General features: G+C 63.5%; 28 protein-coding genes, 1 tRNA gene and 1 riboswitch. Of the genes, 15 read left to right on the top strand and 14 right to left on the bottom strand.

The genetic code is table 11. The features are described 5' to 3' along the window. Nucleotides 1-108: 108 nt before the first annotated feature. Nucleotides 109-1,194, top strand: a complete 1,086-nt coding sequence (locus tag AKN83_RS21850) for an SMP-30/gluconolactonase/LRE family protein (RefSeq protein WP_050405608.1) — start codon at nucleotides 109-111, stop codon at nucleotides 1,192-1,194. Nucleotides 1,195-1,339: 145 nt separating this feature from the next. On the opposite strand, the gene AKN83_RS21845 is transcribed toward AKN83_RS21850, so the two are convergent. Then, on the bottom strand, nucleotides 1,340-1,690 hold the full coding sequence (locus AKN83_RS21845; protein WP_050405607.1) for a GrlR family regulatory protein: 351 nt from the start codon (nucleotides 1,688-1,690) through the stop codon (nucleotides 1,340-1,342). A gap of 235 nt (nucleotides 1,691-1,925) precedes the next feature. Here AKN83_RS21845 and AKN83_RS21840 point away from each other — a divergent pair, with 235 nt between their 5' ends. Further along, nucleotides 1,926-2,357, top strand: coding sequence for a hypothetical protein (locus AKN83_RS21840; protein ID WP_083992156.1), 432 nt, complete (start codon nucleotides 1,926-1,928; stop codon nucleotides 2,355-2,357). Nucleotides 2,358-2,371: 14 nt separating this feature from the next. Here the strand turns inward: AKN83_RS21840 and AKN83_RS21835 are convergent, their stop codons facing one another. After that, the gene (locus tag AKN83_RS21835; RefSeq protein WP_050405620.1) at nucleotides 2,372-2,755 is read right to left on the bottom strand and encodes a VOC family protein; all 384 of its coding nucleotides are present in this window, start codon (nucleotides 2,753-2,755) and stop codon (nucleotides 2,372-2,374) included. A 263-nt stretch (nucleotides 2,756-3,018) separates the two neighbouring features. On the opposite strand from AKN83_RS21835, the gene AKN83_RS21830 reads away from it, so the two are divergent. Together AKN83_RS21830 and AKN83_RS21825 are read left to right on the top strand one after the other, a co-directional pair. Beyond that, a complete protein-coding gene (locus AKN83_RS21830) occupies nucleotides 3,019-3,627 on the top strand; it encodes a hypothetical protein (protein ID WP_050405606.1) in 609 nt (202 codons plus the stop codon). A gap of 216 nt (nucleotides 3,628-3,843) precedes the next feature. Further along, nucleotides 3,844-4,374: a hypothetical protein gene (locus tag AKN83_RS21825; protein WP_063695457.1), complete on the top strand. Its 531-nt coding sequence runs from the start codon at nucleotides 3,844-3,846 to the stop codon at nucleotides 4,372-4,374. Nucleotides 4,375-4,494: 120 nt separating this feature from the next. On the opposite strand, the gene AKN83_RS21820 is transcribed toward AKN83_RS21825, so the two are convergent. Further along, entirely contained in the window at nucleotides 4,495-4,908 is a 414-nt protein-coding gene (locus AKN83_RS21820) for a hypothetical protein (RefSeq protein WP_050405604.1), read from the bottom strand. 218 nt (nucleotides 4,909-5,126) lie between these two features. After that, a riboswitch (ZMP/ZTP riboswitch) is annotated at nucleotides 5,127-5,206 on the top strand. A gap of 15 nt (nucleotides 5,207-5,221) precedes the next feature. On the opposite strand from AKN83_RS21820, the gene AKN83_RS21815 reads away from it, so the two are divergent. From AKN83_RS21815 to AKN83_RS21790, 7 genes are all read left to right on the top strand, one after another. Continuing rightward, nucleotides 5,222-6,085 carry a bifunctional 5,10-methylenetetrahydrofolate dehydrogenase/5,10-methenyltetrahydrofolate cyclohydrolase gene (locus AKN83_RS21815; RefSeq protein ID WP_050405603.1) on the top strand — a complete coding sequence of 288 codons (864 nt, stop codon included), beginning with the start codon at nucleotides 5,222-5,224 and terminating at the stop codon, nucleotides 6,083-6,085. Between the two features lie 129 nt (nucleotides 6,086-6,214). After that, the gene (locus AKN83_RS39820) at nucleotides 6,215-6,445 is read left to right on the top strand and encodes a hotdog family protein (protein WP_157113499.1); all 231 of its coding nucleotides are present in this window, start codon (nucleotides 6,215-6,217) and stop codon (nucleotides 6,443-6,445) included. Between the two features lie 28 nt (nucleotides 6,446-6,473). Further along, the gene (locus AKN83_RS21810; protein WP_206600799.1) at nucleotides 6,474-6,902 is read left to right on the top strand and encodes a zinc-ribbon domain containing protein; all 429 of its coding nucleotides are present in this window, start codon (nucleotides 6,474-6,476) and stop codon (nucleotides 6,900-6,902) included. Between the two features lie 202 nt (nucleotides 6,903-7,104). Continuing rightward, nucleotides 7,105-7,398 (top strand): hypothetical protein, encoded by a 294-nt coding sequence (locus AKN83_RS21805; protein ID WP_050405601.1) that lies wholly within the window; start codon nucleotides 7,105-7,107, stop codon nucleotides 7,396-7,398. Nucleotides 7,399-7,529: 131 nt separating this feature from the next. Beyond that, entirely contained in the window at nucleotides 7,530-7,901 is a 372-nt protein-coding gene (locus AKN83_RS21800) for a hypothetical protein (protein WP_050405600.1), read from the top strand. Between the two features lie 243 nt (nucleotides 7,902-8,144). Further along, complete coding sequence (locus AKN83_RS21795) at nucleotides 8,145-8,432, top strand: hypothetical protein (protein WP_050405599.1); 288 nt, start codon at nucleotides 8,145-8,147, stop codon at nucleotides 8,430-8,432. After that, on the top strand, nucleotides 8,405-8,863 hold the full coding sequence (locus AKN83_RS21790) for a class I SAM-dependent methyltransferase (RefSeq protein WP_050405598.1): 459 nt from the start codon (nucleotides 8,405-8,407) through the stop codon (nucleotides 8,861-8,863). Before AKN83_RS21795 ends, AKN83_RS21790 begins: the two co-directional genes overlap by 28 nt. 30 nt (nucleotides 8,864-8,893) lie before the next feature. On the opposite strand, the gene AKN83_RS21785 is transcribed toward AKN83_RS21790, so the two are convergent. Then, a complete protein-coding gene (locus AKN83_RS21785) occupies nucleotides 8,894-10,039 on the bottom strand; it encodes an alkane 1-monooxygenase (protein ID WP_050405597.1) in 1,146 nt (381 codons plus the stop codon). A gap of 190 nt (nucleotides 10,040-10,229) precedes the next feature. On the opposite strand from AKN83_RS21785, the gene AKN83_RS21780 reads away from it, so the two are divergent. Beyond that, nucleotides 10,230-11,210, top strand: a complete 981-nt coding sequence (locus AKN83_RS21780; protein ID WP_172803589.1) for a helix-turn-helix domain-containing protein — start codon at nucleotides 10,230-10,232, stop codon at nucleotides 11,208-11,210. Here AKN83_RS21780 and AKN83_RS21775 read toward each other — a convergent pair. Together AKN83_RS21775 and AKN83_RS40630 are read right to left on the bottom strand one after the other, a co-directional pair. Beyond that, nucleotides 11,207-12,061: a sterol desaturase family protein gene (locus AKN83_RS21775; protein ID WP_050405595.1), complete on the bottom strand. Its 855-nt coding sequence runs from the start codon at nucleotides 12,059-12,061 to the stop codon at nucleotides 11,207-11,209. The two genes, AKN83_RS21780 and AKN83_RS21775, sit on opposite strands and share 4 nt — an antisense overlap. A 557-nt stretch (nucleotides 12,062-12,618) precedes the next feature. Then, nucleotides 12,619-12,768, bottom strand: coding sequence for a hypothetical protein (locus AKN83_RS40630; protein ID WP_172803588.1), 150 nt, complete (start codon nucleotides 12,766-12,768; stop codon nucleotides 12,619-12,621). A gap of 642 nt (nucleotides 12,769-13,410) precedes the next feature. Here AKN83_RS40630 and AKN83_RS21760 point away from each other — a divergent pair. Then, entirely contained in the window at nucleotides 13,411-13,746 is a 336-nt protein-coding gene (locus tag AKN83_RS21760; protein WP_050405592.1) for a VanZ family protein, read from the top strand. A 119-nt stretch (nucleotides 13,747-13,865) separates the two neighbouring features. Here the strand turns inward: AKN83_RS21760 and AKN83_RS21755 are convergent, their stop codons facing one another. The 3 genes from AKN83_RS21755 to AKN83_RS21735 form a co-directional block, all read right to left on the bottom strand. Beyond that, complete coding sequence (locus AKN83_RS21755; RefSeq protein ID WP_050405591.1) at nucleotides 13,866-14,054, bottom strand: hypothetical protein; 189 nt, start codon at nucleotides 14,052-14,054, stop codon at nucleotides 13,866-13,868. A gap of 1,548 nt (nucleotides 14,055-15,602) precedes the next feature. Further along, nucleotides 15,603-15,679: transfer RNA gene (locus AKN83_RS21740), tRNA-Arg, on the bottom strand. An 85-nt stretch (nucleotides 15,680-15,764) separates the two neighbouring features. Continuing rightward, entirely contained in the window at nucleotides 15,765-16,037 is a 273-nt protein-coding gene (locus AKN83_RS21735) for a hypothetical protein (protein ID WP_050405589.1), read from the bottom strand. Nucleotides 16,038-16,260: 223 nt separating this feature from the next. Here AKN83_RS21735 and AKN83_RS21730 point away from each other — a divergent pair, with 223 nt between their 5' ends. After that, complete coding sequence (locus AKN83_RS21730; RefSeq protein ID WP_021080599.1) at nucleotides 16,261-16,707, top strand: hypothetical protein; 447 nt, start codon at nucleotides 16,261-16,263, stop codon at nucleotides 16,705-16,707. Nucleotides 16,708-16,754: 47 nt separating this feature from the next. Here AKN83_RS21730 and AKN83_RS21725 read toward each other — a convergent pair whose 3' ends face one another. The 5 genes from AKN83_RS21725 to AKN83_RS21710 all read right to left on the bottom strand — a co-directional run bounded on the left by AKN83_RS21725 (nucleotide 16,755) and on the right by AKN83_RS21710 (nucleotide 20,561). Then, a complete protein-coding gene (locus AKN83_RS21725) occupies nucleotides 16,755-19,019 on the bottom strand; it encodes a cation:proton antiporter domain-containing protein (protein WP_157113497.1) in 2,265 nt (754 codons plus the stop codon). Nucleotides 19,020-19,416: 397 nt separating this feature from the next. Continuing rightward, entirely contained in the window at nucleotides 19,417-19,545 is a 129-nt protein-coding gene (locus AKN83_RS41755; RefSeq protein ID WP_283807391.1) for a hypothetical protein, read from the bottom strand. Between the two features lie 168 nt (nucleotides 19,546-19,713). Continuing rightward, a complete protein-coding gene (locus AKN83_RS21720; protein ID WP_050405588.1) occupies nucleotides 19,714-20,016 on the bottom strand; it encodes a hypothetical protein in 303 nt (100 codons plus the stop codon). Between the two features lie 46 nt (nucleotides 20,017-20,062). Next, complete coding sequence (locus AKN83_RS21715) at nucleotides 20,063-20,248, bottom strand: hypothetical protein (RefSeq protein WP_050405587.1); 186 nt, start codon at nucleotides 20,246-20,248, stop codon at nucleotides 20,063-20,065. A gap of 85 nt (nucleotides 20,249-20,333) precedes the next feature. After that, nucleotides 20,334-20,561 (bottom strand): hypothetical protein, encoded by a 228-nt coding sequence (locus AKN83_RS21710; protein ID WP_050405586.1) that lies wholly within the window; start codon nucleotides 20,559-20,561, stop codon nucleotides 20,334-20,336. A 233-nt stretch (nucleotides 20,562-20,794) separates the two neighbouring features. On the opposite strand from AKN83_RS21710, the gene AKN83_RS21705 reads away from it, so the two are divergent. Then, entirely contained in the window at nucleotides 20,795-21,169 is a 375-nt protein-coding gene (locus tag AKN83_RS21705) for a hypothetical protein (protein WP_244522041.1), read from the top strand. The last annotated feature ends 148 nt before the right edge of the window (nucleotides 21,170-21,317 follow it).

Raw genomic sequence — 21,317 nt, 5'->3', positions numbered from 1 at the left:
ATCAGTATCAACCGATGCCTGAACGGCATTGGACCACCTGCGACAAGACCCCTACGGCTCGCTCAGCGGATCCGGGAATCGACGGACGGCAGCGGCAGGGAGGACGATATGATCTCACGGCGCAATCTGGTGGCCGGCATCGGCGTGGGCTTAGCGAGCGCGGCGACGGGCCGGGCCATGGCGCAGTCGTTCCCGTTCAGGCCCAGTCAGCGCTATCCGGATCCGGCTGTCGAAATCCTCGATCCGGCGTTCGCCAAGTACCGGCTCTACAGCTCTACGCTGGAGCAGGTCGCGACCGGCCTGCGCTGGGCGGAGGGGCCTGTGTACTTCCCCGAAGGCGGTTATCTGCTGTTCAGCGACATCCCCAACAACCGCATCATGAAGTATCGCGAGAAGGACGGCAGCCTCAGCGTCTTTCGCAGCCCCGCCAACTTCGCCAACGGCAACACCCGCGATCGGCAGGGGCGGCTCGTCACCTGCGAGCATTCGGTGACGCGGCGGATTACGCGCACCGAGAAGAGCGGCAAGATCACCGTGCTGGCCGACAGCTTCGAGGGCAAGCGCCTCAACGCGCCGAACGACATCGTGGTGAAGTCGGACGACACCATCTGGTTCACCGATCCTGTGTTCGGCATCGCCGGCGAGTGGGAAGGCTTCAAGGCCAAGCGCGAGCAGGACAACACCAACGTGTTCAGGATCGGCTCCGACGGAAAGTTGACGGCGGTGATCACCGATCTGGTCAATCCCAACGGGCTCGCGTTCTCGCCGGATGAGACGAAGCTCTACGTCGTCGAGTGGAAGGGCACGCCGAATCGCAGCATCTGGAGCTACGACGTCAATGCCGACGGCACCGTCTCCAACAAGACCAAGCTGATCGACGCCGTCGATCAGGGATCGCTCGACGGCTTCCGCGTCGATCGCGACGGCAACCTGTGGTGCGGCTGGGGCAGCAACGGCGCGCTGCAGTCGGAGCCTGTCGAGGCCGGCGGCCGCAAGGTCTATCAGCTCAAGGGCAGGCCTGAGGATCTCGACGGCGTGATGGTGTTCGACCCGCAGGGCAAGCCGCTCGGCTTCATCCGCCTGCCGGAGCGCTGCGAGAACCTGACCTTCGGCGGACCCAAGAACAACCGCCTGTACATGGCCTCGTGCCATTCGATCTACGCGCTCCATGTCGAAGCACACGGCGCGACGTGAGAGATATCGTGAATAGGGAAAGCAGCTGCAAGCTCAGCCCGTTCTCGTCACCCTGAGACGCGGCGAAGCCGCGTCTCGAGGATGCTCGGGCCCCGCTAGTGGCCGTCGACCCGGGGTTACGGATCTAGCAGCGAGCCTCGAAAAGCTAATTGATATCCGCGAGCTTGTGCAGCGTGGCGCCGAAGATCAGGCTTGCCTTGCCGACCAGCGCGGTTCCGCTCATGGTGCCGCGGGTATCGGTGAAGGTGCCGGAGAGGCCGATGCCGACCGGCGCGGGCCCGCCGAACAGCGGGTTGTCGGTCTCGCGTGGCGTGGTGTGGCGCTGCACAAGGATCTCGCCCTTGAACGCATCACCCTTCACCGTGTAGCTGCCCGTGTAATAGAGATAGGCATCGCCGCCGAGAATTTGCCCGTCGCGGAAGAGAATCACTCCGCTGCCCTTGCCGACGCGTCCGTCCAGCAGGGTGACGTGGATTGAGTACAGCCCGTTCTTCATAACGTCCCATTTACCGGCTGCCGCGCCCGCAGCAATCCGGATTGGTTTTTTATGCCAAAGCGAGCAACCTCGTGCAATGCGGCAGGTTGATTCCGGGGCCCGGAGCGGACGTGAACCCTCGGTTCCTGCCAGGCGGTGTGACGGCGCGATGACAGCGGACCATGCGCGCGAATCGAACTGGCCCGCGAAATGCATAGCTCTGGTTGCACTGGCCGGTGAGTGCTGGAGCGAACACATGTCAGACTGGATTGAATCGGGCCGTCGCTTGGCGCGCCCTCGCAATGCCAATGGAACTTGGCCTCGTCGTGGGGGCCGCGTGATGGTGTCTCTCGGGCTGATGATGCTGGTGCTGGCCGCGGCCGTGCAAATCGCGCGGGCGCGCGATCCCGATGGCCGCTACGCCAATTCGCCACTCAAGGAATGGTTCGACGGTTTGCGCAGCGGCAAGGGGCCATGCTGCTCGGATGCCGACGGCAGCGCGGTTAGCGACGTCGATTGGGAATCGAAGGACGGACACTACCGCGTGCGTCTAGACGGAGCCTGGGTCGACGTCCCCGACGAGGCCGTAGTCACCGAGCCCAACCGGGTCGGCCGCGCCATGGTCTGGCCGATCAAGAGCTACATGGGCGTAACGATCCGCTGCTTCATGCCCGGCAGCATGACGTAGCGGACCGGGATCGCTCACGCGTATTTCCTGTCGCGCTCGAGCAGCTCGATCGAGATGCCCTGCGGCCCGCGGATGAAGCAGATCCGCACACCGGGGCGGATCGTGGTCGGTTCCTTGGTGAACTCGACGCCCTTGGCCTTGATCTCGGCAGCGACCGCGTCGATGTCCTTCACGGTCAGCCCGAAATGATCGAGCCCCTGATACGGCGTCACCGGCGGGGCGTTGACGCCGTCGCCTTGCGACACCTCGGCGATGAACACCTTGGCGCCGCCGAGCTGGACGTCGATGCGGCCGGGGCCGCGGATGATCTCGCCGCCGAGAATGTCGCGCAGCCAGGTCGCGGTGGCCTCCGGATCGGGGCTGCGCAGATGGACGTGGTCCCAGGTGACGACGGGCATTGCGGTCTCCTTGTTATTCTCGCGCCACTTGGGTGCGCGGCACTCGCTCTTGGGCGGCGCGAATGTAGCGAGCGGCCGACCGTGATGCCATCCCGTCCAGCCTGTCGCAAGATTGTCGTCCCGGAATGAAACCATTCCGGCCGCCGGTGATTGTTCTCGCGTGGCCGCTCGACCTGCGGCCGTCCCGGGATGCCGCATGAAGCGATGCTCGCGGTGACCGCAGCGGGGTGGCGGCTTGATCGGGCGAGGGTGAGGGCACGACGATGCGGATCGGCCTGGCGTCGTTTCGAAGGTTTGCCGCCGGACGTCTTGGTGAGGGCGGCTTCTACGCGAGCCTGCTGCTGTCGGTAATCGCGGTCGCTGGGATTGCGGCCTGGTTCATGCTCCCGGAGCCGAGTGATGCCGGAGACCAGGATGTCTGGCCGGTGTCTTCCACCGTGGTTCGCAGCGCGCAGGATGCATCGACCCGGGCGCCACAGGCCGCAAAGGATATCGCGGGAGATGAGCCGGCCACGGTCGGGGCGGCGATCACTCCGTCGACCGCAGAGGAGGCGAGGCGGCCCGAGCCCGGCGAAAGATCGCCGCTGGATCGGCTGCGGATCGCCTCGCAGTCCTGGCAGCGCGGCGGGCTGGGTTCCAAGGTGCTCGTTACCCTGACACTGCGCAATGCCAACGATTTCGCGGTGAAGGATATCGAGATCGCCTGCGCCTTCATCCGTAGCGACGGCAGCCCCGTGACCGAACGCAAGCGGTTGATCCCGGACACCATCGCCATGAAGAGCCGCAAGACCTACCCGCGGATGCTGATCGGGTTCGTCAACGTTAACGCAAACAAGGCGAAATGCTCGGTCGTGACCGCCAGCCGGGTCTAAACCACGTATCCCGAAAAAGTGACCGGGAATTGAATTGCCGGGTGAACCGTAACGGCCGGGCAGGAACTAACTAATAGGCCGACCGTTAGAGAACGATCCGGAAGCGCTGGATGGCGACCGTCCGGGTGATCATGCGCAGACGATGAGTTCGTTGCGCGATGACCGACGTCATCGCGTCGAGTTGAGCCGCGCCGTGGCGCGGGGGGAGCACCCAAAATGCCTGTGGCGCGTTATTTCCTGTTCGTTGGTGGCGTGCTGCTTGCGCTGCTCTTCGTTGTCAATGCCATCGTGCCGCAGGAGGCCGTGGTCGCCGGCCAGAACCAGGGCCTGTCGTCGTCCGGCGTAGACAACAAGACCATGGTACGCATCAAGTCGAGCCAGAAACTGCCCGAGCGGGTGGTGTACGACACCAACCTGCCGACCATCGTTCCTGCGCAGGTGAACGCAGTCGCCGCGGCGACCCCGCCGGCCGCCGGCGATGCCTCGGCGCAGGCCCGCGTTCGCAACACGTTCGCCCAGTTCATTCCGCCGGAGAAGGCTGACGCGCAGAAGGGCGCGGTCGTGGCCGAGGCGAAGCTGGCCGAGCAGCCGGCTCAAGCTCAGGCACCGAAGAAGCGCAAGGTCGCGCGCTACCACGCCCATCCCCAGCAGCCGATGCGGCTGGCCCAGCCCGGCATGTACCAGCCTTACCGCGTCGCGCAGCAGCAGCCGCGGATGGGCTTCTTTGGCGGGTTCGGAACCTGGTAAGCAAGGACACGCCGCAACCGGCAATGAATACGCCGCCGCAAACACTTGCGGCGGCGTTTTCATGTCCGCCACACCAAGCGGCCACCAATTGCGGACTGGCGCTTGGGTGGCCTGAAGTGGCTAGCGCGGCAGGCGCGGAATCTTGTCGGCGAAGCCATTGTAGCAGGTCAGCCGCTCGTCCTCTTCCTTGACGAACCGGCATTCGGCGACGCCCTTGGCAGGGGCGGCCTTCGGCTTGGGCTGCGGCTTGAAGATCTCGTCGTAGCACATCAGCCGCTCCTTGGTGGCGTCGTCGATGTCCTGGCAGGCCTGGAGCTTCTGCGCGACCGATTGCGGCTTGCCGGGTGCAGCCTTCTCGCCCTTCGTGACCGCCGATTTCTTGCCGACCTGGACCAGCGGCTTGTCGCCCACCATCGGCTGCGGGGTCGCCGCAGGTCTGTCGGCGGCTGGGGGTGGCGTGGTGACCGGAGTGGTGCCTTGGGCAAGCGCGGCAGCCGGGCAGAAGAGCGCCAGCGCGAGGATGATATATCTCATGGTGAAAATATCCGAAGTGGCGTGATGACCGGAAGGATGGCGCCGGGGATCGGAAAAGCCCGGCAAGCGCCGACACTTATCGCAAGTTTTGTCCGAATCCTACCCCCGGAAGAGGCCCGCCCGGCACCGATCCACCGGCAAAAAAAGGGGGCAATTCGTCGCCGGTTGGGCCGCAAGCGAGCGTCATTTGCGTTTGCCGGGCCGGGCGGCTATGACGCCGCCATCTGCGCGACTGGCGCTTGGATGGACCACCATCGGGGAGCGCAGAGACTGAACGCCGCGCGCCTGGGCACCGCTTCGAAACGGAGGTGCCATGACGGCGAACATTCTTGACGGGCATCCACATGCCCAAATTGTAATCGACAAGGTTGCGAGCGAACTGGACCGGCTGCCCCGCGCGCCCGGGCTCACCGTCGTGCTGGTTGGCTGTGACCCGGCGAGCCAGATCTACGTGCAAAGCAAGGTCAGGATGGCCGAGCGGCTTGGCCTGCGCGGCGAGGTCGAACGCCTGCCGGATGAAGCCAGCGAGGCCGATCTGCTGGCCAGGATCGACGCGCTCAACGCACGCGACGATGTCGACGGCATCCTGATCCAGCTGCCGCTGCCGGCGCATATCGACGCCTTGCGCGTGATGGCGGCGGTCGATCCCGCGAAGGATGTCGATGGCCTGCACGCGCTGAACGCGGGCCGGCTGTTTCACGGCAACGATGCGCTGGTGCCGTGCACGCCGCTCGGCTGTCTCCGCCTGATCAAATCGATCCGGCCCGATCTCACCGGCGCTCATGCCGTGGTGATCGGCAGCTCCAACATCGTCGGCAAGCCAATGGCCGCGCTGCTGCTGCAGGAGCGGGCGACCGTGACGCAGACCCACATCCACACCCGCGGCATCAGCAAGATTTGCCGTCAGGCCGATATCCTGGTCAGCGCGGTGGGGAAGGCGGGTCTCGTGCGTGGTGACTGGATCAAGCCGCAATCCATCGTCATCGACGTCGGCACTACGCGCGTTGCGAAGCCGGACGGCGGCTACGCGGTGTGCGGCGACGTCTCCTTCGACGAGGCGGTGCAGGTCGCCGGCGCGATCACGCCGGTGCCGCGCGGCGTCGGCCCGATGACCATCGCCTGCCTGATGGAGAACACGGTGAAGGCCGCCAAGGCGAGGGCGGCGCGGCTGCAGTAGCGCTGCTTGCTCAGGCGAGGCGCGCGCAGCTGGTGCCGCTCGCGTCCGCTGCGCGTGAAGTTACGACTTCAGAGGTCATGGAAAGCCCGCAGCGTTGGTCTATCGTCGTGCAACAGACGGAGGCGCGCGATGGAAAATCTCACCGAAGGCCAGACATTCCAGCTCGGCAGCTATACGATCGGCGAGGCCGAGATCCTGGAGTTCGCCGCTCGACGCTCTGATCCACATGCGACCGGCGGAACAGGGGCGCACCTAGCTTCGCCTGGAATGATCTGGCCGCCCAGCAATGCTGCGGCTACTGTGGCAAGCCAGCGGCCGAACTGCAGCCCATCTTTGATGCGGCCGGGCGGGCCTGGTTGACCGGGCATTTGGTTCGACGTGCGATGCGGTGTGCGGACGTGAAAAGCAACAGGCAGAAGCGTGGGAAGATCGATGCGAAGCGGCGCAATGCCGACGGCTCCGCCTGCAGGCGCAAAAAGCCGCTGAACACCGTCGCCTGCGCGACTACGGGGTTGCGCGGGCGCGCGCTGAGGTTGCCGTCGTGACGAGCGCGCTTGCGCCCTCGAACAGCTATTCGATCCCCGATTTCGTCGAACGCGGCACTTATCGACCCGAGCCCTTTGTTTGCAAGGACTGCGGTGTGGCCGAGGTCTGGACGCCGTTGCAGCAGAAGTGGTGGTACGAGACTGCCAAGGGCGACGTGTTCACCAAGGCCGCGCGCTGCCGGGCCTGCCGCACCAGGGAGCGCACACGCAAGTCCGCCGCGCGCCGCGTGCATCTGGAAGGGCTCGCGAGGAAGAAGCCTTCCGCCACATGAGTGGCGGTCGGCGTGACGCGGCGCCATGCCTCATGCATCGATCGATCGGGAACCCCGTGCACACCGCGGTCAATGCGTTGCGGGTGCGGAACGTTTCATGGCCTGATCGGTTCGAGACTTCGAAGCCCCGGTGAAGGGTGCGGGCGGGGGAGGAACCAGCCAAGGATACCAGGCGGCCGGAACCAACAAGAAGGAGCAGCGGATGAAGCTTAATGCTACGCAAGTCAAACAGACCATGACGCAGCTGAACGCGCAGGTGCTTCCGGATGATCATCCGGCGGTGGCGCAACTGAACAGCGTGTTCGGCGAGCACACATTCTTCGTCGACACCAGTGGCCTCAAGGTGCTCGAACCCGCCCAGAGTTCCGACATGCCGGGGCAGACCGGCGAGGTGGTGAGCCTTGCCGAGTGGAGCGATCCGGAGCTGACGTCGCTGCGGCCGCACGAACCCGAGCCGACCGGCGTGCTCATCACGCTTGAACCCAGCAGGCACTGAGTGCGGCATCGTGCTTCTTGATGGTGACAGTCTCCAACGTCACATCAAGAGGGTGCCGAAAGTCACATGGCAAATCAGCACCGTCTGCGTATGCATCGGTTCGAGATGGGTACCCAGGCGGTGAGGGGCAGATGGGGATCGTGCGACGCTGGAGCTCTGACGAGGACGAGAAGCTCAGAGACCTCGCCAGGGCCGGCAAGAACGCGCTCGAGATCAGCAACGAACTGACCCGCAGCGCGTCGGCGGTGCGCCGGCGCGCCGAGGTGCTGTCGATCCTCATCATGGCGAAGGCGTTTCGCGCGCGCCCCTCGCATGTCGCCACCCATCTCGAAAGGGTCGCGATCGACGCGATCCGAACGCGCCGTTCGTTTCCCGCAGGCGTCGGCCCGAGCACCATTGCCGGAATGATCGAGAAGGGCTGGATCGTCCCGGAGATGGGGCGCAGATATCGCGTCACCGAGGAGGGCGTCGAGGCGGTGCGGCGGAAGATACCGAGCGGCTGAAGGCGCTGGGTGGCAACTCGCCGGCGCGATTCGCATTGGTGCCAGGCGCGTTTCCCGGAGGCGAGGCGGAATATCTGGGCCGGATGCCAGATTCTGCGCCCGAGACGGACGTGCGCCGCGTTCAACCATCAGGACAAAAAACGTCTGCGCGTGCCCTCCCGTCCGATCCGATGGTGCCAATGCTCAACATATTCGCGATCTCAAGCCGACCGATACCAGCGTTTCGCCGGCCTTTCGGATACCGTGAGTGAGGCCGTCGTCGCGATCGCCGGACTGAGTGCAGCTCAGCGCGCCGACGTGGATTTCCTCGAGCGGGAGTTCATCCCAGCGCTCGGTCTGAACGACGAGTCGCTTCGCGAGCAGCCGTCCGAACTGTCGGCGAGCTTCGGCAAAGGTCTGCCCCTCTGGCAGTATCCGAGCCAGCTTGCGCCGTACCTGGCCTGGCTCTCGCGCAACGCGTCCGGCATTTCGTCCTTCATGGAATCGGCTGCCGCTGGGGCGGCATGTTCATCCTGGTTTCGGAGTGGCTGAGGAACAGCGGCGCGGAGTTCAGGACCATCGTCGCGCTCGATCCGATCGATCCGACGCCATTCATCACGACCTACTGCGATCTCTTGCGCGAGCGGGCGGAGATCGAACCGGTCTATCTTCAGGCCTACTCAAATGCGCCTGATGTCAGCGCCTATGTCGATCGCGTGAAGCCCGACTTCGTCTATATCGACGGGGATCACAGCCTGCGCGGTGCAATGCTCGACCATCTCATGGTGCGCTCACATGCCAGGATCATCGTGCATCACGATATCCACTCGCAGGCCTGTCCGGACACGACGCTGCTCTGGACGGCGCTGAAGCAGTTCGAAGCGCCGAGCTTCGATACGTTCGAATTCACCAGCCAATATCCGTCGGTCAACGGCTCGTTCCTCGGCATCGGCGCCATGAAGCGGCGCTCAATGCAGACGTAGGACCATCAACAGCCGACCAACGCGAGTGGATCACGAACTCGCCGGTCGTTCGCCCAGATTGAGCTTGCCCTTGTCGCCACCGGCCCAGGCCAGCGTCTTCGGGTCCATCACGCGGAACCAGAGCGGTGGGATCGCAGCCAGGCCGAACATGCCGGTGTAGCCGTTCGGCAGTCGCGGGATATCATCGAAATCGCGCAGCGACTGGTAGGGGCGCATCGGGTTGGCGTGGTGGTCGGAATGACGTTGCAAATGGAACGTCATCAGGTTCGAGACGATGTGGTTGGTGTTCCAGGAGTGGCGCGGCTCGACCGCCTGGTAGCGGCCGTTCGGCAGCTTCTCGCGCAGCAGCCCGTAGTGCTCGACATAATTAGCCTGGGTCAGCGCGTACCAGCCGAGGAAATGGTGCGCGACGATGAACGGCGCGACCTTCCAGCCGAACAGCGCAATCAGGATGGCCGCGACGACGAGCGTCAGCGCAAAGCCTTGCAGGATCTCGTTATTGACCGACCAGACCGGCTCGCCGCGCCGGGTTAGCCGTTCGGCCTCGTTGCGCCAACCGCGCTTGAAGGCGCCCGGCAGCTCGCGGGTAGCGAATGCATAGATCGATTCACCGAACCGCGCGCTGGCGGGATCTTCCGGCGTCGCGACCCAGGTGTGATGGCCGCGATTGTGCTCGACACGGAAATGGGCGTAACCGACCGCGCAGTTGGCGAGCATGCCGAACAAGATGTTGAGCCGGTCAGCCTTGTGGCCGAGCTCGTGCCCGATCAGCAGCGCGCCGCCATTGATGGTGCCGACGCCGAGCAATAAGGCGACATAGGACCACCACGGCAGCTCCTGCGTGCCGAAGAAGGCGATCAGGGCGACGTAGTTGATCCAAGGAAATACCACGGTGATGCGCGCCAGCCGCAGATAGTAAGGATCGGCCTCCATCGCGGCGACCACTTCCGCCGGCGGATTGTGCGTGTCCTCGCCGATCAGGACATCGAGCAACGGGATCAGGATGAAGATGAAGACGAATGGAATCAGCGTCACCAGCGGATTGTGTGTCCGCAGGAAGAGCCAGTAGGACAACAGCGGGATCAGCGGCGGGATGAATGAGAGCATCCACAGATAGCGCTTGCCGTCCCGGTAGGTGATGGTTTCGCCAGCGGCATTGGTGCCCGTAAAGATCATCGCATTCCCTCCAGCTCTCTTGTCGACGCGGCATTCGCCGTTGTTTCCGCTGAGGATGCAGCGAGGCGGGCCTGCGCCGCCAGTTCCCAACAGGCCAATTTTGTGGCATTTTGCGCCAGACCTGTTCGGCTGGACGTTCGTGAGGGAGGCCGCCAACGCAATGCAGGGAACGGAGGCTGATGCCCTTCGCATGCCGGTGTCCGTGGCCTATGCGCGGGCGCTGGCGCGTGCGTTCGGCAAGACGCGCGGCGAGCGCGACGAGCTGCTGAAGGGTACCGCAATCGAGCAGGATGTGCTCGAGCAGCCCGGCGCGCATATGCCGGTGTCGTCGCTGGTGATCCTGGCCGCCAACATCACCCGCCGGCATGGCGAGTTGTGGCCGCTGTCGGCCGCGGCGGTCTGGTCGACATCACTGCAGGGGGCGCTCGACGTCGCGACCAGGACGGCGCCGACCATCGCGGATGCGCTCAGCACCGGCGCGCGCTTCGGGTCGACCCGCGCGCCCTTCATCCGCAACCAGCTGCGCACGACGCCGCGCTCGATCCAGATTGAAATCTCTCCTGCGGTCGCCATGGACGGCGCGTTGTGGCGCGCCGTGGCGCTGGCGGTCAGCCTCAACGTGCACGCGGTCTACGCGCAGCTGCTCGAGGATGCGATCGACCAGGCGACCTTGCAGTTTCCCTGGCCGCCGCCCGCGGGCGCGGAGCGGCTGATGCAGCATTATTCCTGCGCCGTGAAGTTCAACGCGCCCGCCTTCATCTTCGACGTGCCGAAGACGCTATGCGCGCGGCCTTCGCCGTTCGCCGATCCTGAACTGCACGCCAAGGCGATCGAAGCGCTCGAGGAGATCGAGAAGCCGCGCTCGGACACCGCGGCGCTGGCGCGGACGGTCGAGAGCCTGATTGCGGCGCGGCTGCCGCAGCGGCTCGGCGAGGAGGAGGCCGCGCGCCTCGTCGGCATCTCGCGGCGGACGCTGGTGCGGCGGCTGGCGGAGGCCGGCTGCGCCTTCCGACCGTTGCTCGACGGCGTGCTGCGCGAGCGCGCCCGGACAATGCTCGCGGCCGATACTCAGTCGCGCGACGAGATGGCGGCCGCGCTCGGCTATACCGACGCGACGAGCTTCAGCCGCGCCTGCCGGCGCTGGTTCGGCGAGAAGAGTTTGCGCGGTTAGCTCAGCGGCGCGCTCTGGCGCGGACGTGCAGGCTCTCCACCCTTCGACATCGGTTGTACCTCTGACGGATCGTCGCGCTTGCGCTTCGCGGTCCACGCGACAAACGGGTAGGCCAGCAGCGCCAGATAGCCGGAGGGCATTGGATGATCGACGCCGAATGCCTTCGGATCCTGCCCCTTCGGAAGGTAGGCGCTCCCGAACAGCACATCGTAGAACGAGAACATCCCGGCGAAGTTCTTGTCTCTGGCTGCGGTCTCGCTGCTGTGGTGCCAGTGATGAAATTCCGGCGACACCAGGACGTGGCGCAGAGGTCCATAGTTCAGGCGGACATTGGCGTGAACCAGCCAGGCTTGCCAGTAGTAGACGAGCAGGTAAGTCCCGATCGCTTCCGTGGAGAAGCCGAGCGCATAAAGCGGAAACAACGCGCCAGCCTTCATGAACATCACGTCGAGCGGGTGCTGGTGTATAGCGGCGAGCCAATCCAGTTCCTCGACCGCGTGATGAACGGAATGGATCTGCCACATGGCGGGCACGACGTGCAGGATGCGGTGTGTCCAGTAGACGCCGAGGTCGGCGATCAGGATCACGACGGGCACTTGCACCAGATACGGAAGATCGCCGATCGTCTGCGTCACTGCCGCAGGCAGGACCGATTGGTTGACCAGAATGGCTGCCGTCATGATCGCGATCACGCCGGCCAGCACCAGCCCGGCGTTGATGAACAGGAAGGCCATGTCGGTCAGCAGGCCACGCCTGAAAATCTTCTGGGGCCTCGCAGCGAACAGTCGCTCGAGAGGCACGAAGATCAAAACCGCCAGCAAAAACTGAGTCAGTCCAAATAAATCGCGCATTCAAAATAGCCGCCTGAAATGGCGGTAGCCTATCATCTCGGCTCCCAACAGCGTCAATAGGAAGGAAAGCCCAAGCCCAGGAAGCGTTAAGCGGCCGATTCCAGTTTGCCGGTGGCGGCAGGAAACCAGCCAGGTCCAACATCGCGGATCTGCGCGGCCGGGGAGATGGCCTGCGCGCTAGACCATGGCGGTGTCGACGAGCCACGCCTCGGCGTCAATCTTGCGCTCAAACACCTGGTGCGGCGCTTGCAGCCCGCGTGGATGTCGGACGGAAGAGACCTGCCAGCGGATCAGGCCGGAGGGACGTTTGCGCTTACGAATGGCGGCAACAGCGCCACCCTTGGCTGGCCCTTGGCGCTAGGCCAGATCTCGATCGGCAGGTGCCCCAGTTTGGGGACGTGCAAGGGGGCTCGGCTCTTTTGTGTGGCTCGCCCCAGACTCCGCCAGATGCTTGCGGCGGATCAGAAGTCCCATGCAGCCGACGACCACTAACAGTGCTCCGGCGATCATGAGCCAATGCGGCAATTGCAATGACAGCAAAACGTCCATTGTTATGGTTACTCCAGGACATCGTACTCAAATGCAACGCCCTCAGGGTCGTTTTCCTCTAGCCATTCTTCAGCGACCTCGATTGTTGCGAAGACCTTGATGTGGTTCTCGTCGCCGACCTTTTTCGCTGCGTCCATGTAGATCCAGACAGTTTTCATCGCATCAACTCAAGAAAGTCTGACCGAGCTCAACCGCAACTCGGTGCCGGCAGTGGGCTGCGGCAGCGCATGTCGGCTGCCAACTGTGATCCGGTTTCGTTGGATGTCGTCCTGCGCGAAGTGGTAGGCCTGCATGTCGGCCGCGAACTGGCGGGCGACCTCCGGCGGAACTTCGATCGGCTTTCGGGGAGTGAACATGCCAGAGAGTAGGGATCCTGGCTCTCGTCGATAGTCGCGCGTGAGGGTGAAAGTTGTTGTGGCTCGCCGCATACCAATCGTGCCAGCCCTATCTGCCGGTCAATGCATGAAAGCCGCCATCAGCGCAATCGTGACCAAGAGGTATGTGCTGGTAACGGTGATGCCCAGGTATAAGCGCTCCATAACGGCCTCGCTGCCTTTCAAGGTGAGGTGCCGCCCCCTCGTTGTTCATCGTAGCGCTTGCGGCGCGCCGCGAAGTTGGAATTTCGACTTACGGCGGCTGTACGAGAGGCACCATCGGGATTAGTCCTTGTGGGCCACCCCGGTTCGCGCCGATCCCGCCTGTCGCGCACGCGCGCGATGGGCTAATTCAGCGACGGTGCATCCAGGGCACCACGACTTGGAAACCGTTGCTTGCTTGCATCAAGGATCAGGGCGTTCGGAATGGTCATTGGCTGGCTAGCGCTGGCCTCTATTGCGTTTGCCACGCTGTCTCCGATCCGGGACCGGCCCTCGTTTGTTGCTGATCCGCACGTCGAGCATTTCGCCGCGTTCGCGGTGATGGCATTGGCCTTTATGGTAGGCTATCCCCGGCGCGCTACGCTGGTCGTGCTCTTGGTCGTTTTCAGTGCGTTCACGCTCGAAGCAATGCAGTTGCTGACCCCTGACCGGCACGGCCACCTGGCCGACGCAATCTTCAAGGTCGCGGGAGGCCTCGCCGGAATCGGAGCGGGCCAGCTACTAATGCTGCTCGTTCTGCGCAACCAGTCCGGCCGGTGACTTCAACCGTTGAATTCGCGAACGGGCAAGCAGCTTCTCGAGAGGGCGAGAAAGGTCGCCATGCTGAAGCGAGCACGACAGTCGGACGCTGACGGTCTCCGTGCGGCGTTGTCATAGTGCTAGCTTCGCTGCAGGCGAGCGATCCTTTTGTAGTCGATCCACAGCTCGACGAATTCGTGCTCGTCCAAAAAACTCTCAGCTCGGCGCTTTGCCTCTTCGTCGTCACTGCAACGAAGTTCATACGTTGCGCGGGCGACGCCGGCCGGATCTACGCCAAATGCCACGTAAGGTTTGCGTTCTTCAATCATTTTGTCCCCACGACTTAATGGCAGTCCGATTGACGCAACTCGACGTCGGAAGATGTCATTGCAAATCGATGAATTTCAAATAACGAAAGAGGCCGCCGGCCGCTGAACAGCGGCCTCCTGGACCCGGATTTCAATTGAACGTCTTGGCAATAAAATCGCCGCCGAAGGTCCGATATGAGTAGAGGGCAAATGCGCTACGCAGTGAAGTCCAAACACGCCTATCCACACAGGGAACTGTTGTGACGTTGCGAGCGCGACACACTTCTGTGACCTGTCGCCCGCGACCCGCGGAACCATGTTTGATGCAGTGGGTGATCTGCGAGTTGAATATATTTTCACGAGCCTGCGCCGATGACGATTGGAGCGAGGCGGAAAGCCTCATGTCGGGCTGCGCGGCGCGAGATAATAGTCCAATTCGACGGCGATGATGACGACGCGCCGCACGACGTTGATCGGACGCTGGTCTTTGTGCAGAAGCGTGGTGCGGATTTCGTGAAACCGTTCGGCTTTCGCAGCGGCCTTAGGGCCGTACTGTTTCCGACCCTTTGCTGACCCCGCAGATGCTCTATTGGGGTTGATCGGATCGGGTTCGGCGTATCAGCAGCGAACTTGCGCTGCGAACCTCGGGCAGGATCTCGAGCGCATTTCGGGTAGGGGGCATCGGTGGAATGATCGACTTATGGCGTTCGGCAAGGTGTGTGCAAGTTCACAGAAGTATCGAAAACCAGGTGCTATATTTCAGGACATATTGCAGTCGTTCATATTGCTGACGGAGTCTACGATGAATTGCACGGCACCGATACAGGCAAGGTTCCTCGTTCGAAAAGGAAGCACCGACTGGATGGTCTACGATCGACAACGGAAGGGGGCGGCCCAATTGAACGATTACAGTTTGGCTGAGAAACTGACGAAGGAGCAGGCCGAGCAGATCAAGCAGAGGCTGGCGACCTGGAACCCTCAGCCTGCTTGAACTAGCCCGAAGCGCCCTTCGCGAAGTTTGATTGCCTCGCCTCGTGACTGTTGCGGTGCATAGAACTGATTTTAAGAAAGAGGAGCCGGCGCCAGGGCCTGTACGCCAGCTCCTCCGAAACGGAGACCGTAAGACGTTCCCCAAACCGGTCCCGTCCCTCTGAGAAGCCTGCGCCGACCTCCTTGCTGATTTGCTAACAGCCTCCTCGGCTCGCCTTCGACCGGCGGCGAATGGATATCGTTTTCCGGCAGGGTGAGCGGGAGTAACCCTTAATGGCGTTGCTAAGGGGCGGAACGAGCGGCGGTATCAGAGGTAGTCTGTCGGCTCCCGGCCCTTACACCCCCCACCCGGTCGGGAGTTGACAGAATGGCGACCTCGGCGCGCCGTCCGCGTCGGGGTCGTTCCTCATTGTGCACATCGGATTCAAAACAAACGCCAAACCGCCCTGTTACGCGGAGTGATTTGAAGCGGTTGGTAATGTCTCGATTTTGTTGGCGGCGCGTTGAGCTCGGAACACGAAACGATCATCCCGATCGAAATCGGTCCGTCCTAAGCCATTGTACGATCGATGAAAACGATGGCGCGCTCGGAGAGATTCGAACTCCCGACCCTCGGAATCGAAATCCGATGCTCTATCCAGCTGAGCTACGAGCGCGTTGCGGGTCGATTATCAGACTTGGGCTGTCGGGGCCAGCAGGGACCGCGCGGCGTCCGGGCGTCCCTCCGGCCTTACTTTGAGCTCAGAAGCAGGGGTGCCGGCGACGATCCTGGCCGATATAGGCCGCCGAACTCTGGTAGCACTTGTTGGTCGACGGGCCGTCGTAATAGGCGAACCTGCCGGCGGCCAGGCCGGGGCCGTAATTGTGCAGATAGCTGATGTGATAGGGTAGGCCCCAATGCGCGTGGTGGTAATGCCGGTAGTGGCGCGGGGTGGCCGAGAGGTCGGCCGCGGCAGCCGGGGTGGCCAGGCAAACGGTCACGGCGAGGGCGGCGAAAAGCTTGGTCGTGGTCATTGGCGGGCTCCTGGCATTCTCGCTGGAATCGGCCTCTGCAGCCGGTCCAAGCTCCTCTGGCGCTCCATTTAACCCGGAATTCGGCCAAAAAGCTGCGGGAAATCAGTCACAGCGCGCCAATTTTTGCCTTTTTGCGGATGCTTAACGGATTGCCAACACAGTCCGGCCAGAGTCTTGCGGTCAGGTCCGGCCGGGCCGTCTTTCCCTCGGTTTCGAAGATTCCATGCGCATCACGCCCCTTGTCGCTTTGCTGCTCTCGGTTCTGGCGGTCACGCCAGCGCGAGCCGTTCTGCACATCACGCGCGACCATGGCGGCTATGTCGAGGAGTACAAGGCCAAGTACAAACAAATCCGCGACCGCCGCGAGCGGGTCGTGATCGACGGCATCTGCAATTCGGCCTGCACGCTGGTGTTCGGCATCGTGCCGCTGAACAAGATCTGCGTGACGCCGAAGGCCAGCATCGGTTTCCACCAGGCCTATTACGACAAGGCCTTCACCTTCGGCATCAAGGTCACCAGCCTCGAGGGCACTTCCGACCTGATGTCCTACTATCCCGATACGGTGAAGGACTGGATCCGCCGCAATGGCGGGCTCACCACCGAGATGAAGAAGATCAAGAACGGCGTCGATCTCTGGAAGATCGTCGATCCCTGCCCGGAAGAGTGGTAGGCGCGGGCGCTCGCGCGCTCCGGACCTTGTTCGTCAGGTCTTGGTTTTCAGTCCTTGGTCCTGACGACGCCATCCGACACCAGCAGCACTGACGCCTTCGACTTGCCGAGCACGGTGGCTGCGACGCTGCCGAAATTCAACCTGTCGCCCTGGATGCGGTCGACGCCGATGACGACGAGGTCGGCCCGGCTTGCCGCGATCTCCTGCAGGATCGCAACCTCGGGCGCGGTATTGGCGCGCAGCCGTGTGGTGACATTGATGTCATAGCGCGCCGCGGTCGCGGCGACCTCCTTCAGGATCGCTTCTTCAGGCGCCAGCGACATGCTCGGGCTGGTGCGGCGGGCGCCCTTGTCGCGTGTGGTCGAGACATAGACCACCTGCAGCGGTTCTCTGGAGAGCCGCGCCAGCGCGATCGCGACCTCGGCGCCGCGTCGCGAGACATTGCTGCCTGACACGGGCACCAGGATCTTCCACGCATTCGCGGTCGGCTCGCTCTCGTGCACGCCTTTGGCGGCTGCGATTGCTAGCGGGCCGTCGAAGCCAGAGGTGAGGTCGTCGATCCGGCGGTCGAAGCCGCCGTCGGGGCCCGCGACCTCCTTCATGCCGATCACGAGCAGGTCAAAACCCTTCCTGGCTTCCTCCGCGATCGCTTCCGGCGGGGTCTTTTCGCTGATGCGGCTGATGATGTCGACATTGCCGCCGCCGTCGGCGTCGGCCTCGGCACTGGCTTTGGCCGCGTTGATCACCGCAGCCTCGCGGCGCTCCTGATCGGCGCGGTTCTGCTCGTGCAGCTTGGCGTTGGCGCTGACATGCAGCACCGTGATCGGCAGGCCGCGGCCGCCGGCGAGCAGGCCGGCGAGATGGGCCGCGAATTTCGCGTTGCTGCTCTCGTCGACCGCGAGCAGCAACCGCTCGAGATTGGCGACGAAGCCGCGCTGCTCGATCTCCTCGCGCTCAAGCCGCTCCTTTTCCACCCTGCCGAGCGGCAGCCGCGCCAGCGCGCTGCGCAGCATCGGCGGCATCGCCATCGTGGTCAGGATCGCCATCGTCACGATCATCGAGAACATGGTCGGGCTCAGCACACCCATCGAGAGGCCGATGGTGGCGATGATCACCTCGGTCGAGCCGCGCGCGTTCATGCCGCTCGCCAGCGCATAGGACTCCTGCCGTGTCAGCCCGCCCAGCGCGCCGCCGACAAAAGCGCCGCCGAACTTGCCGATGCTCGCGATCAGGACCAGCGCGGCGGTGAGCCCCAGCACCGCCGGATCCTTCAGCACGGTGAGGTCGGCGCTGAGGCCGGCAAGCCCGAAAAATACCGGCATGAACAGGCTGGAGATCAGCCCGCGCAGCCGCTCGTCGATCTGTCGGGTCAGGATGGGGGATTCCCCGACCAGCACGCCGGCGATGAAGGCGCCGAGCACGGTGTGGACGCCGATCAGATGTGTGATCATCGCCATCACGCTCATCAGGAGCAGGATCACCGTGATGACCGCCGCCGAACTCACCAGATTGTCGTTGGCCCAGCGGATCAGCCGGAACACCAACCGGCGGCCGACCGTGAAACTGACCGCGAGGAAGGCCAGCGTCCCGAACAGCGCCTGCGTGACCGAAAGCAGATCGAGGGTGCCGCGCGAGGCGAGGCTGACGATGACAGCGATGATGATCCAGCCGATAGTGTCATCGATGATCGCGGAGGCGACGATGATCTGGCCGGCATTGCGGCGCATGAAATTCATCTCGCGCACCACGACGGCGACGATCTTCACCGACGAGATCGACAGCGCGGTGCCGAGGAACAGGGATGCAATCAGCCGCTGTTCGGGGTGCGGCAACAGGCTCTGGGGCAGGAATTCGCCGAGTGCAAAGCCGCAGACGAACGGCACCGCGATGCCCGCGACCGAGATCGTCATGGCAGCGCGGCCGACCTTGCGCACCAGCCTGAGGTCGGTCTCCATGCCCGTCAGCAGCAACAGCAGCAGGATGCCGAACTGCGCGATGCCGTCGAGCAGCGCCTTCTGCTCGCCAGACGGCGGAAAGACGACGTCGTGCGCAGACGGCCACAGCCAGCCGAACAGCGACGGGCCGAGCAGCAGGCCGCCAAGCAGTTCGCCGATCACGGAGGGTTGGCCGATCCGCTGCATCAGTTCGCCGAGGCCGCGGCCGACCGCGATCAGGAGTGCGATCTGGACGAGCATCATGAACTCGGAGGGCTTGCTCGCTCTATCGCTTTCGGCGCCGGCCGCCGTGGCGGTCGCAACCAGGAACATGACCGCCCAGATCGTCGGTTGAAGCCGCCCCCAGCGGATCGCCATTGCGTCTCCGATTGCCAAATTCCAGCGCGGCTTTGCCCGTTTGCCGCATGCGGTCAACGCCCCCGTTCCGAAAGCGATCCACCACGGTCAGAATTTGGAACCGGGACACCGGCCATTCGTTTTGCTCATGATGCGTTCATCCTCATGATGCGACGGTGGTCCCAGGAGCGAGAGCGGGCCGCACCGCCACAGCGGACCGGCCTCAGCTCGCACGCACAGGAGTTTGTGATGGCAACCAGGTCCAATCTATCGAAGGCTGAACTTGCGCGCAGCGTCGTCGGCGCGACGTCAGCCTTGGTGCTGAGCGCGCTCGTCCTGTTCGCCGCCGCACATCACCTGAGCGGCTAGGACCGGCGGCGTGTGTCCGCCTATGCAAACATCAAAGCAAAGGCAAACATCAAAGCAGGAAGGTCCCGATCAGGAGACCGGCCGCAAACGCCCATAGTCCGAGCGTGCAGGCCGATATGACCCGGACGAGATTGCGCAGATCGACGTCCTGCCAGCTGCTGTGGGACCGATAGGTCAATTGGAGGCACCCCCTGCGGCGGCCGCCTTTGTTTCTTGCCGGGCAAGCGTGTTCCCGATAGGTGCCCAAATGAAGGCAACCGGTGGCGGCGCCCAATCACGCATTTGCGAGGTGACGCCTCCAATGCCCGGTACTGCCTTCCCGCTGGGGAGGTGATGCCGGTGCGGATCAGGCCGCCCGCCGCCTGCGCGTCCGCGCGGCCTTCTTGGCCGAGCGCGATCGCGCCGCCGCCGGACGTTTAGCGGCCGCCTTGCCTCCGAGCTTGCCGCCCTTGCGCGACGGCGAGTGATCTTCGCGCGTGCCGCGGCCGGAGCCGCTCTTCTTGCCCCCGTGGGTCTCCTTGTTGACGGTAGCCCACGCGCGCCGCTCGGCCTCGCGGTCCGGTACGCCGCGCTTTTCATAGCCTTCCTCGATGTGCTCGGCCTGCCGCTTCTGCTTGTCGGTGTAGCTTGACTTGTCGCCTCTGGGCATCGCGCTCTCCTGTCGATTTTGATTGAGACGTCGGCCGGACTTCGACCTAGTCGTCATTCGGCTCCACAACCTCGAATCTGGATCGGCTGAAGCGGCCCAATCCGCCGAGCTCGTAATAGCCGTCACGTTCGATATCCCGTGTCACCTCATAGATGCGACCAAGCGAGAGCGTGTCCCGCTGCAACGTGTTGTCGACGCAGCGAACGTGAAAATACTTGCCGGTGTCGACCATGCGCTCATCCTGAATTGTTTGTTTGGTCCGGCGTTACGTATCGCGCAACACCGCGATCGCAACCGTTGTCCCTGCCGCGGACCGATCACGAAATTTCGTTCGGCAATTTCCACTCGGGCGCCGGCTCGCAGACTTCACCGTCGCCGGGAATCTGTTTCATGTGATAGCCGGCCGGAATCACCTGACCCGGCGCCTCGTCCGCGACCGGAACATCGAAGATCAGCCCGGAGATCAGTGCGTGTTCCCAGGCCTGCTTTTCGGTCGGAAAGGCCTGGTCGATTTGTTTGTCATGATCGAACAGTGCGTAAGGCATCTCGATCCTTGGGCGGGCGGCTCATGCCCGGCTCGCCAGATAGATGGAAAACGCCGGTGCCTGGCGGGCGTTCCTCACTTCGGATACGCCGGCCACGCCCTTCATGCCCATACGGCCCGTCGAACCGGGTTCCGCATCGGCCGCGACGGCGGTGGCGGACGTCCATCGGTTGTATGCGATGAAGTCGCGCGCTACAGAGGCACGTGGCAAGTAAGCGCCTGGAGAAAATGCCGTTGAAGATATACGCCAATACGCGCATCGTGATCGGATCAACGCTGTTTGCCCTCGCGTCGAGTGCATTGCTTTCTCTGATTCCACCGAGCCCGATCGACAGACAACTGTTGCGCGGCACCTTTCACTTTTTTCAGGGGCACGCGTTTCTCGTTCCCGTCATATACGTGGATGGCGATATCAAGACAGCCCGACTTTACGAAGACGACAGGCTGCTCGGCCCGGCGAACAGCACCGAGCAAGAGATCATCGACACGGGCGCCGGCCGGTTTGGAATTTACCGGGGTCGTTGGGGCTATTTCGGTCTGGCCTTGATGTTCTCGACAAGCGACAATTCCGACCCGAACACCAACGGCAGGAAGTATCACCTCAGGTGACGATCACGTTCAGTGTCGTCCCTGCGAAACTTTCGCAGAGACGACACTCTGGGCGAGGCCGCCACCTGCTTGCAGCGGCCGGCTCGCCCGCCGTCCTCCGCAAAAATTCGCGATTGCCGGTTGCCTCATCTTCAGGCAATGACGGCCT

It is taken from the genome of Bradyrhizobium embrapense, assembly GCF_001189235.2.
Classification (GTDB): domain Bacteria; phylum Pseudomonadota; class Alphaproteobacteria; order Rhizobiales; family Xanthobacteraceae; genus Bradyrhizobium; species Bradyrhizobium embrapense.
The sequence above is the reverse complement of the archived record's forward strand: the minus strand, read 5'-3'. Positions and strand labels throughout refer to the sequence as shown.

What these genes read in the sequence shown, in the direction of transcription:
- AKN83_RS21815 (WP_050405603.1), top strand. Translation starts at nt 5,222, where the DNA reads ATGACGGCGAACATTCTTGACGGGCATCCACATGCCCAAATTGTAATC.
- AKN83_RS21825 (WP_063695457.1), top strand. Translation starts at nt 3,844, where the DNA reads ATGCCTGTGGCGCGTTATTTCCTGTTCGTTGGTGGCGTGCTGCTTGCG.
- AKN83_RS21790 (WP_050405598.1), top strand. Translation starts at nt 8,405, where the DNA reads ATGTTCATCCTGGTTTCGGAGTGGCTGAGGAACAGCGGCGCGGAGTTC.
- AKN83_RS21850 (WP_050405608.1), top strand. Translation starts at nt 109, where the DNA reads ATGATCTCACGGCGCAATCTGGTGGCCGGCATCGGCGTGGGCTTAGCG.
- AKN83_RS21715 (WP_050405587.1), bottom strand. Translation starts at nt 20,248, where the DNA reads ATGGTCGACACCGGCAAGTATTTTCACGTTCGCTGCGTCGACAACACG.
- AKN83_RS21835 (WP_050405620.1), bottom strand. Translation starts at nt 2,755, where the DNA reads ATGCCCGTCGTCACCTGGGACCACGTCCATCTGCGCAGCCCCGATCCG.
- AKN83_RS21725 (WP_157113497.1), bottom strand. Translation starts at nt 19,019, where the DNA reads ATGGCGATCCGCTGGGGGCGGCTTCAACCGACGATCTGGGCGGTCATG.
- AKN83_RS21805 (WP_050405601.1), top strand. Translation starts at nt 7,105, where the DNA reads ATGAAGCTTAATGCTACGCAAGTCAAACAGACCATGACGCAGCTGAAC.
- AKN83_RS21735 (WP_050405589.1), bottom strand. Translation starts at nt 16,037, where the DNA reads ATGACCACGACCAAGCTTTTCGCCGCCCTCGCCGTGACCGTTTGCCTG.
- AKN83_RS21755 (WP_050405591.1), bottom strand. Translation starts at nt 14,054, where the DNA reads ATGATTGAAGAACGCAAACCTTACGTGGCATTTGGCGTAGATCCGGCC.
- AKN83_RS21775 (WP_050405595.1), bottom strand. Translation starts at nt 12,061, where the DNA reads ATGCGCGATTTATTTGGACTGACTCAGTTTTTGCTGGCGGTTTTGATC.
- AKN83_RS21840 (WP_083992156.1), top strand. Translation starts at nt 1,926, where the DNA reads ATGTCAGACTGGATTGAATCGGGCCGTCGCTTGGCGCGCCCTCGCAAT.
- AKN83_RS21800 (WP_050405600.1), top strand. Translation starts at nt 7,530, where the DNA reads ATGGGGATCGTGCGACGCTGGAGCTCTGACGAGGACGAGAAGCTCAGA.
- AKN83_RS21845 (WP_050405607.1), bottom strand. Translation starts at nt 1,690, where the DNA reads ATGAAGAACGGGCTGTACTCAATCCACGTCACCCTGCTGGACGGACGC.
- AKN83_RS21820 (WP_050405604.1), bottom strand. Translation starts at nt 4,908, where the DNA reads ATGAGATATATCATCCTCGCGCTGGCGCTCTTCTGCCCGGCTGCCGCG.
- AKN83_RS21780 (WP_172803589.1), top strand. Translation starts at nt 10,230, where the DNA reads ATGCCGGTGTCCGTGGCCTATGCGCGGGCGCTGGCGCGTGCGTTCGGC.
- AKN83_RS21730 (WP_021080599.1), top strand. Translation starts at nt 16,261, where the DNA reads ATGCGCATCACGCCCCTTGTCGCTTTGCTGCTCTCGGTTCTGGCGGTC.
- AKN83_RS21785 (WP_050405597.1), bottom strand. Translation starts at nt 10,039, where the DNA reads ATGATCTTTACGGGCACCAATGCCGCTGGCGAAACCATCACCTACCGG.
- AKN83_RS21830 (WP_050405606.1), top strand. Translation starts at nt 3,019, where the DNA reads ATGCGGATCGGCCTGGCGTCGTTTCGAAGGTTTGCCGCCGGACGTCTT.
- AKN83_RS21720 (WP_050405588.1), bottom strand. Translation starts at nt 20,016, where the DNA reads ATGCCCAGAGGCGACAAGTCAAGCTACACCGACAAGCAGAAGCGGCAG.
- AKN83_RS39820 (WP_157113499.1), top strand. Translation starts at nt 6,215, where the DNA reads ATGGAAAATCTCACCGAAGGCCAGACATTCCAGCTCGGCAGCTATACG.
- AKN83_RS21710 (WP_050405586.1), bottom strand. Translation starts at nt 20,561, where the DNA reads ATGCCTTACGCACTGTTCGATCATGACAAACAAATCGACCAGGCCTTT.
- AKN83_RS21760 (WP_050405592.1), top strand. Translation starts at nt 13,411, where the DNA reads ATGGTCATTGGCTGGCTAGCGCTGGCCTCTATTGCGTTTGCCACGCTG.
- AKN83_RS40630 (WP_172803588.1), bottom strand. Translation starts at nt 12,768, where the DNA reads ATGAAAACTGTCTGGATCTACATGGACGCAGCGAAAAAGGTCGGCGAC.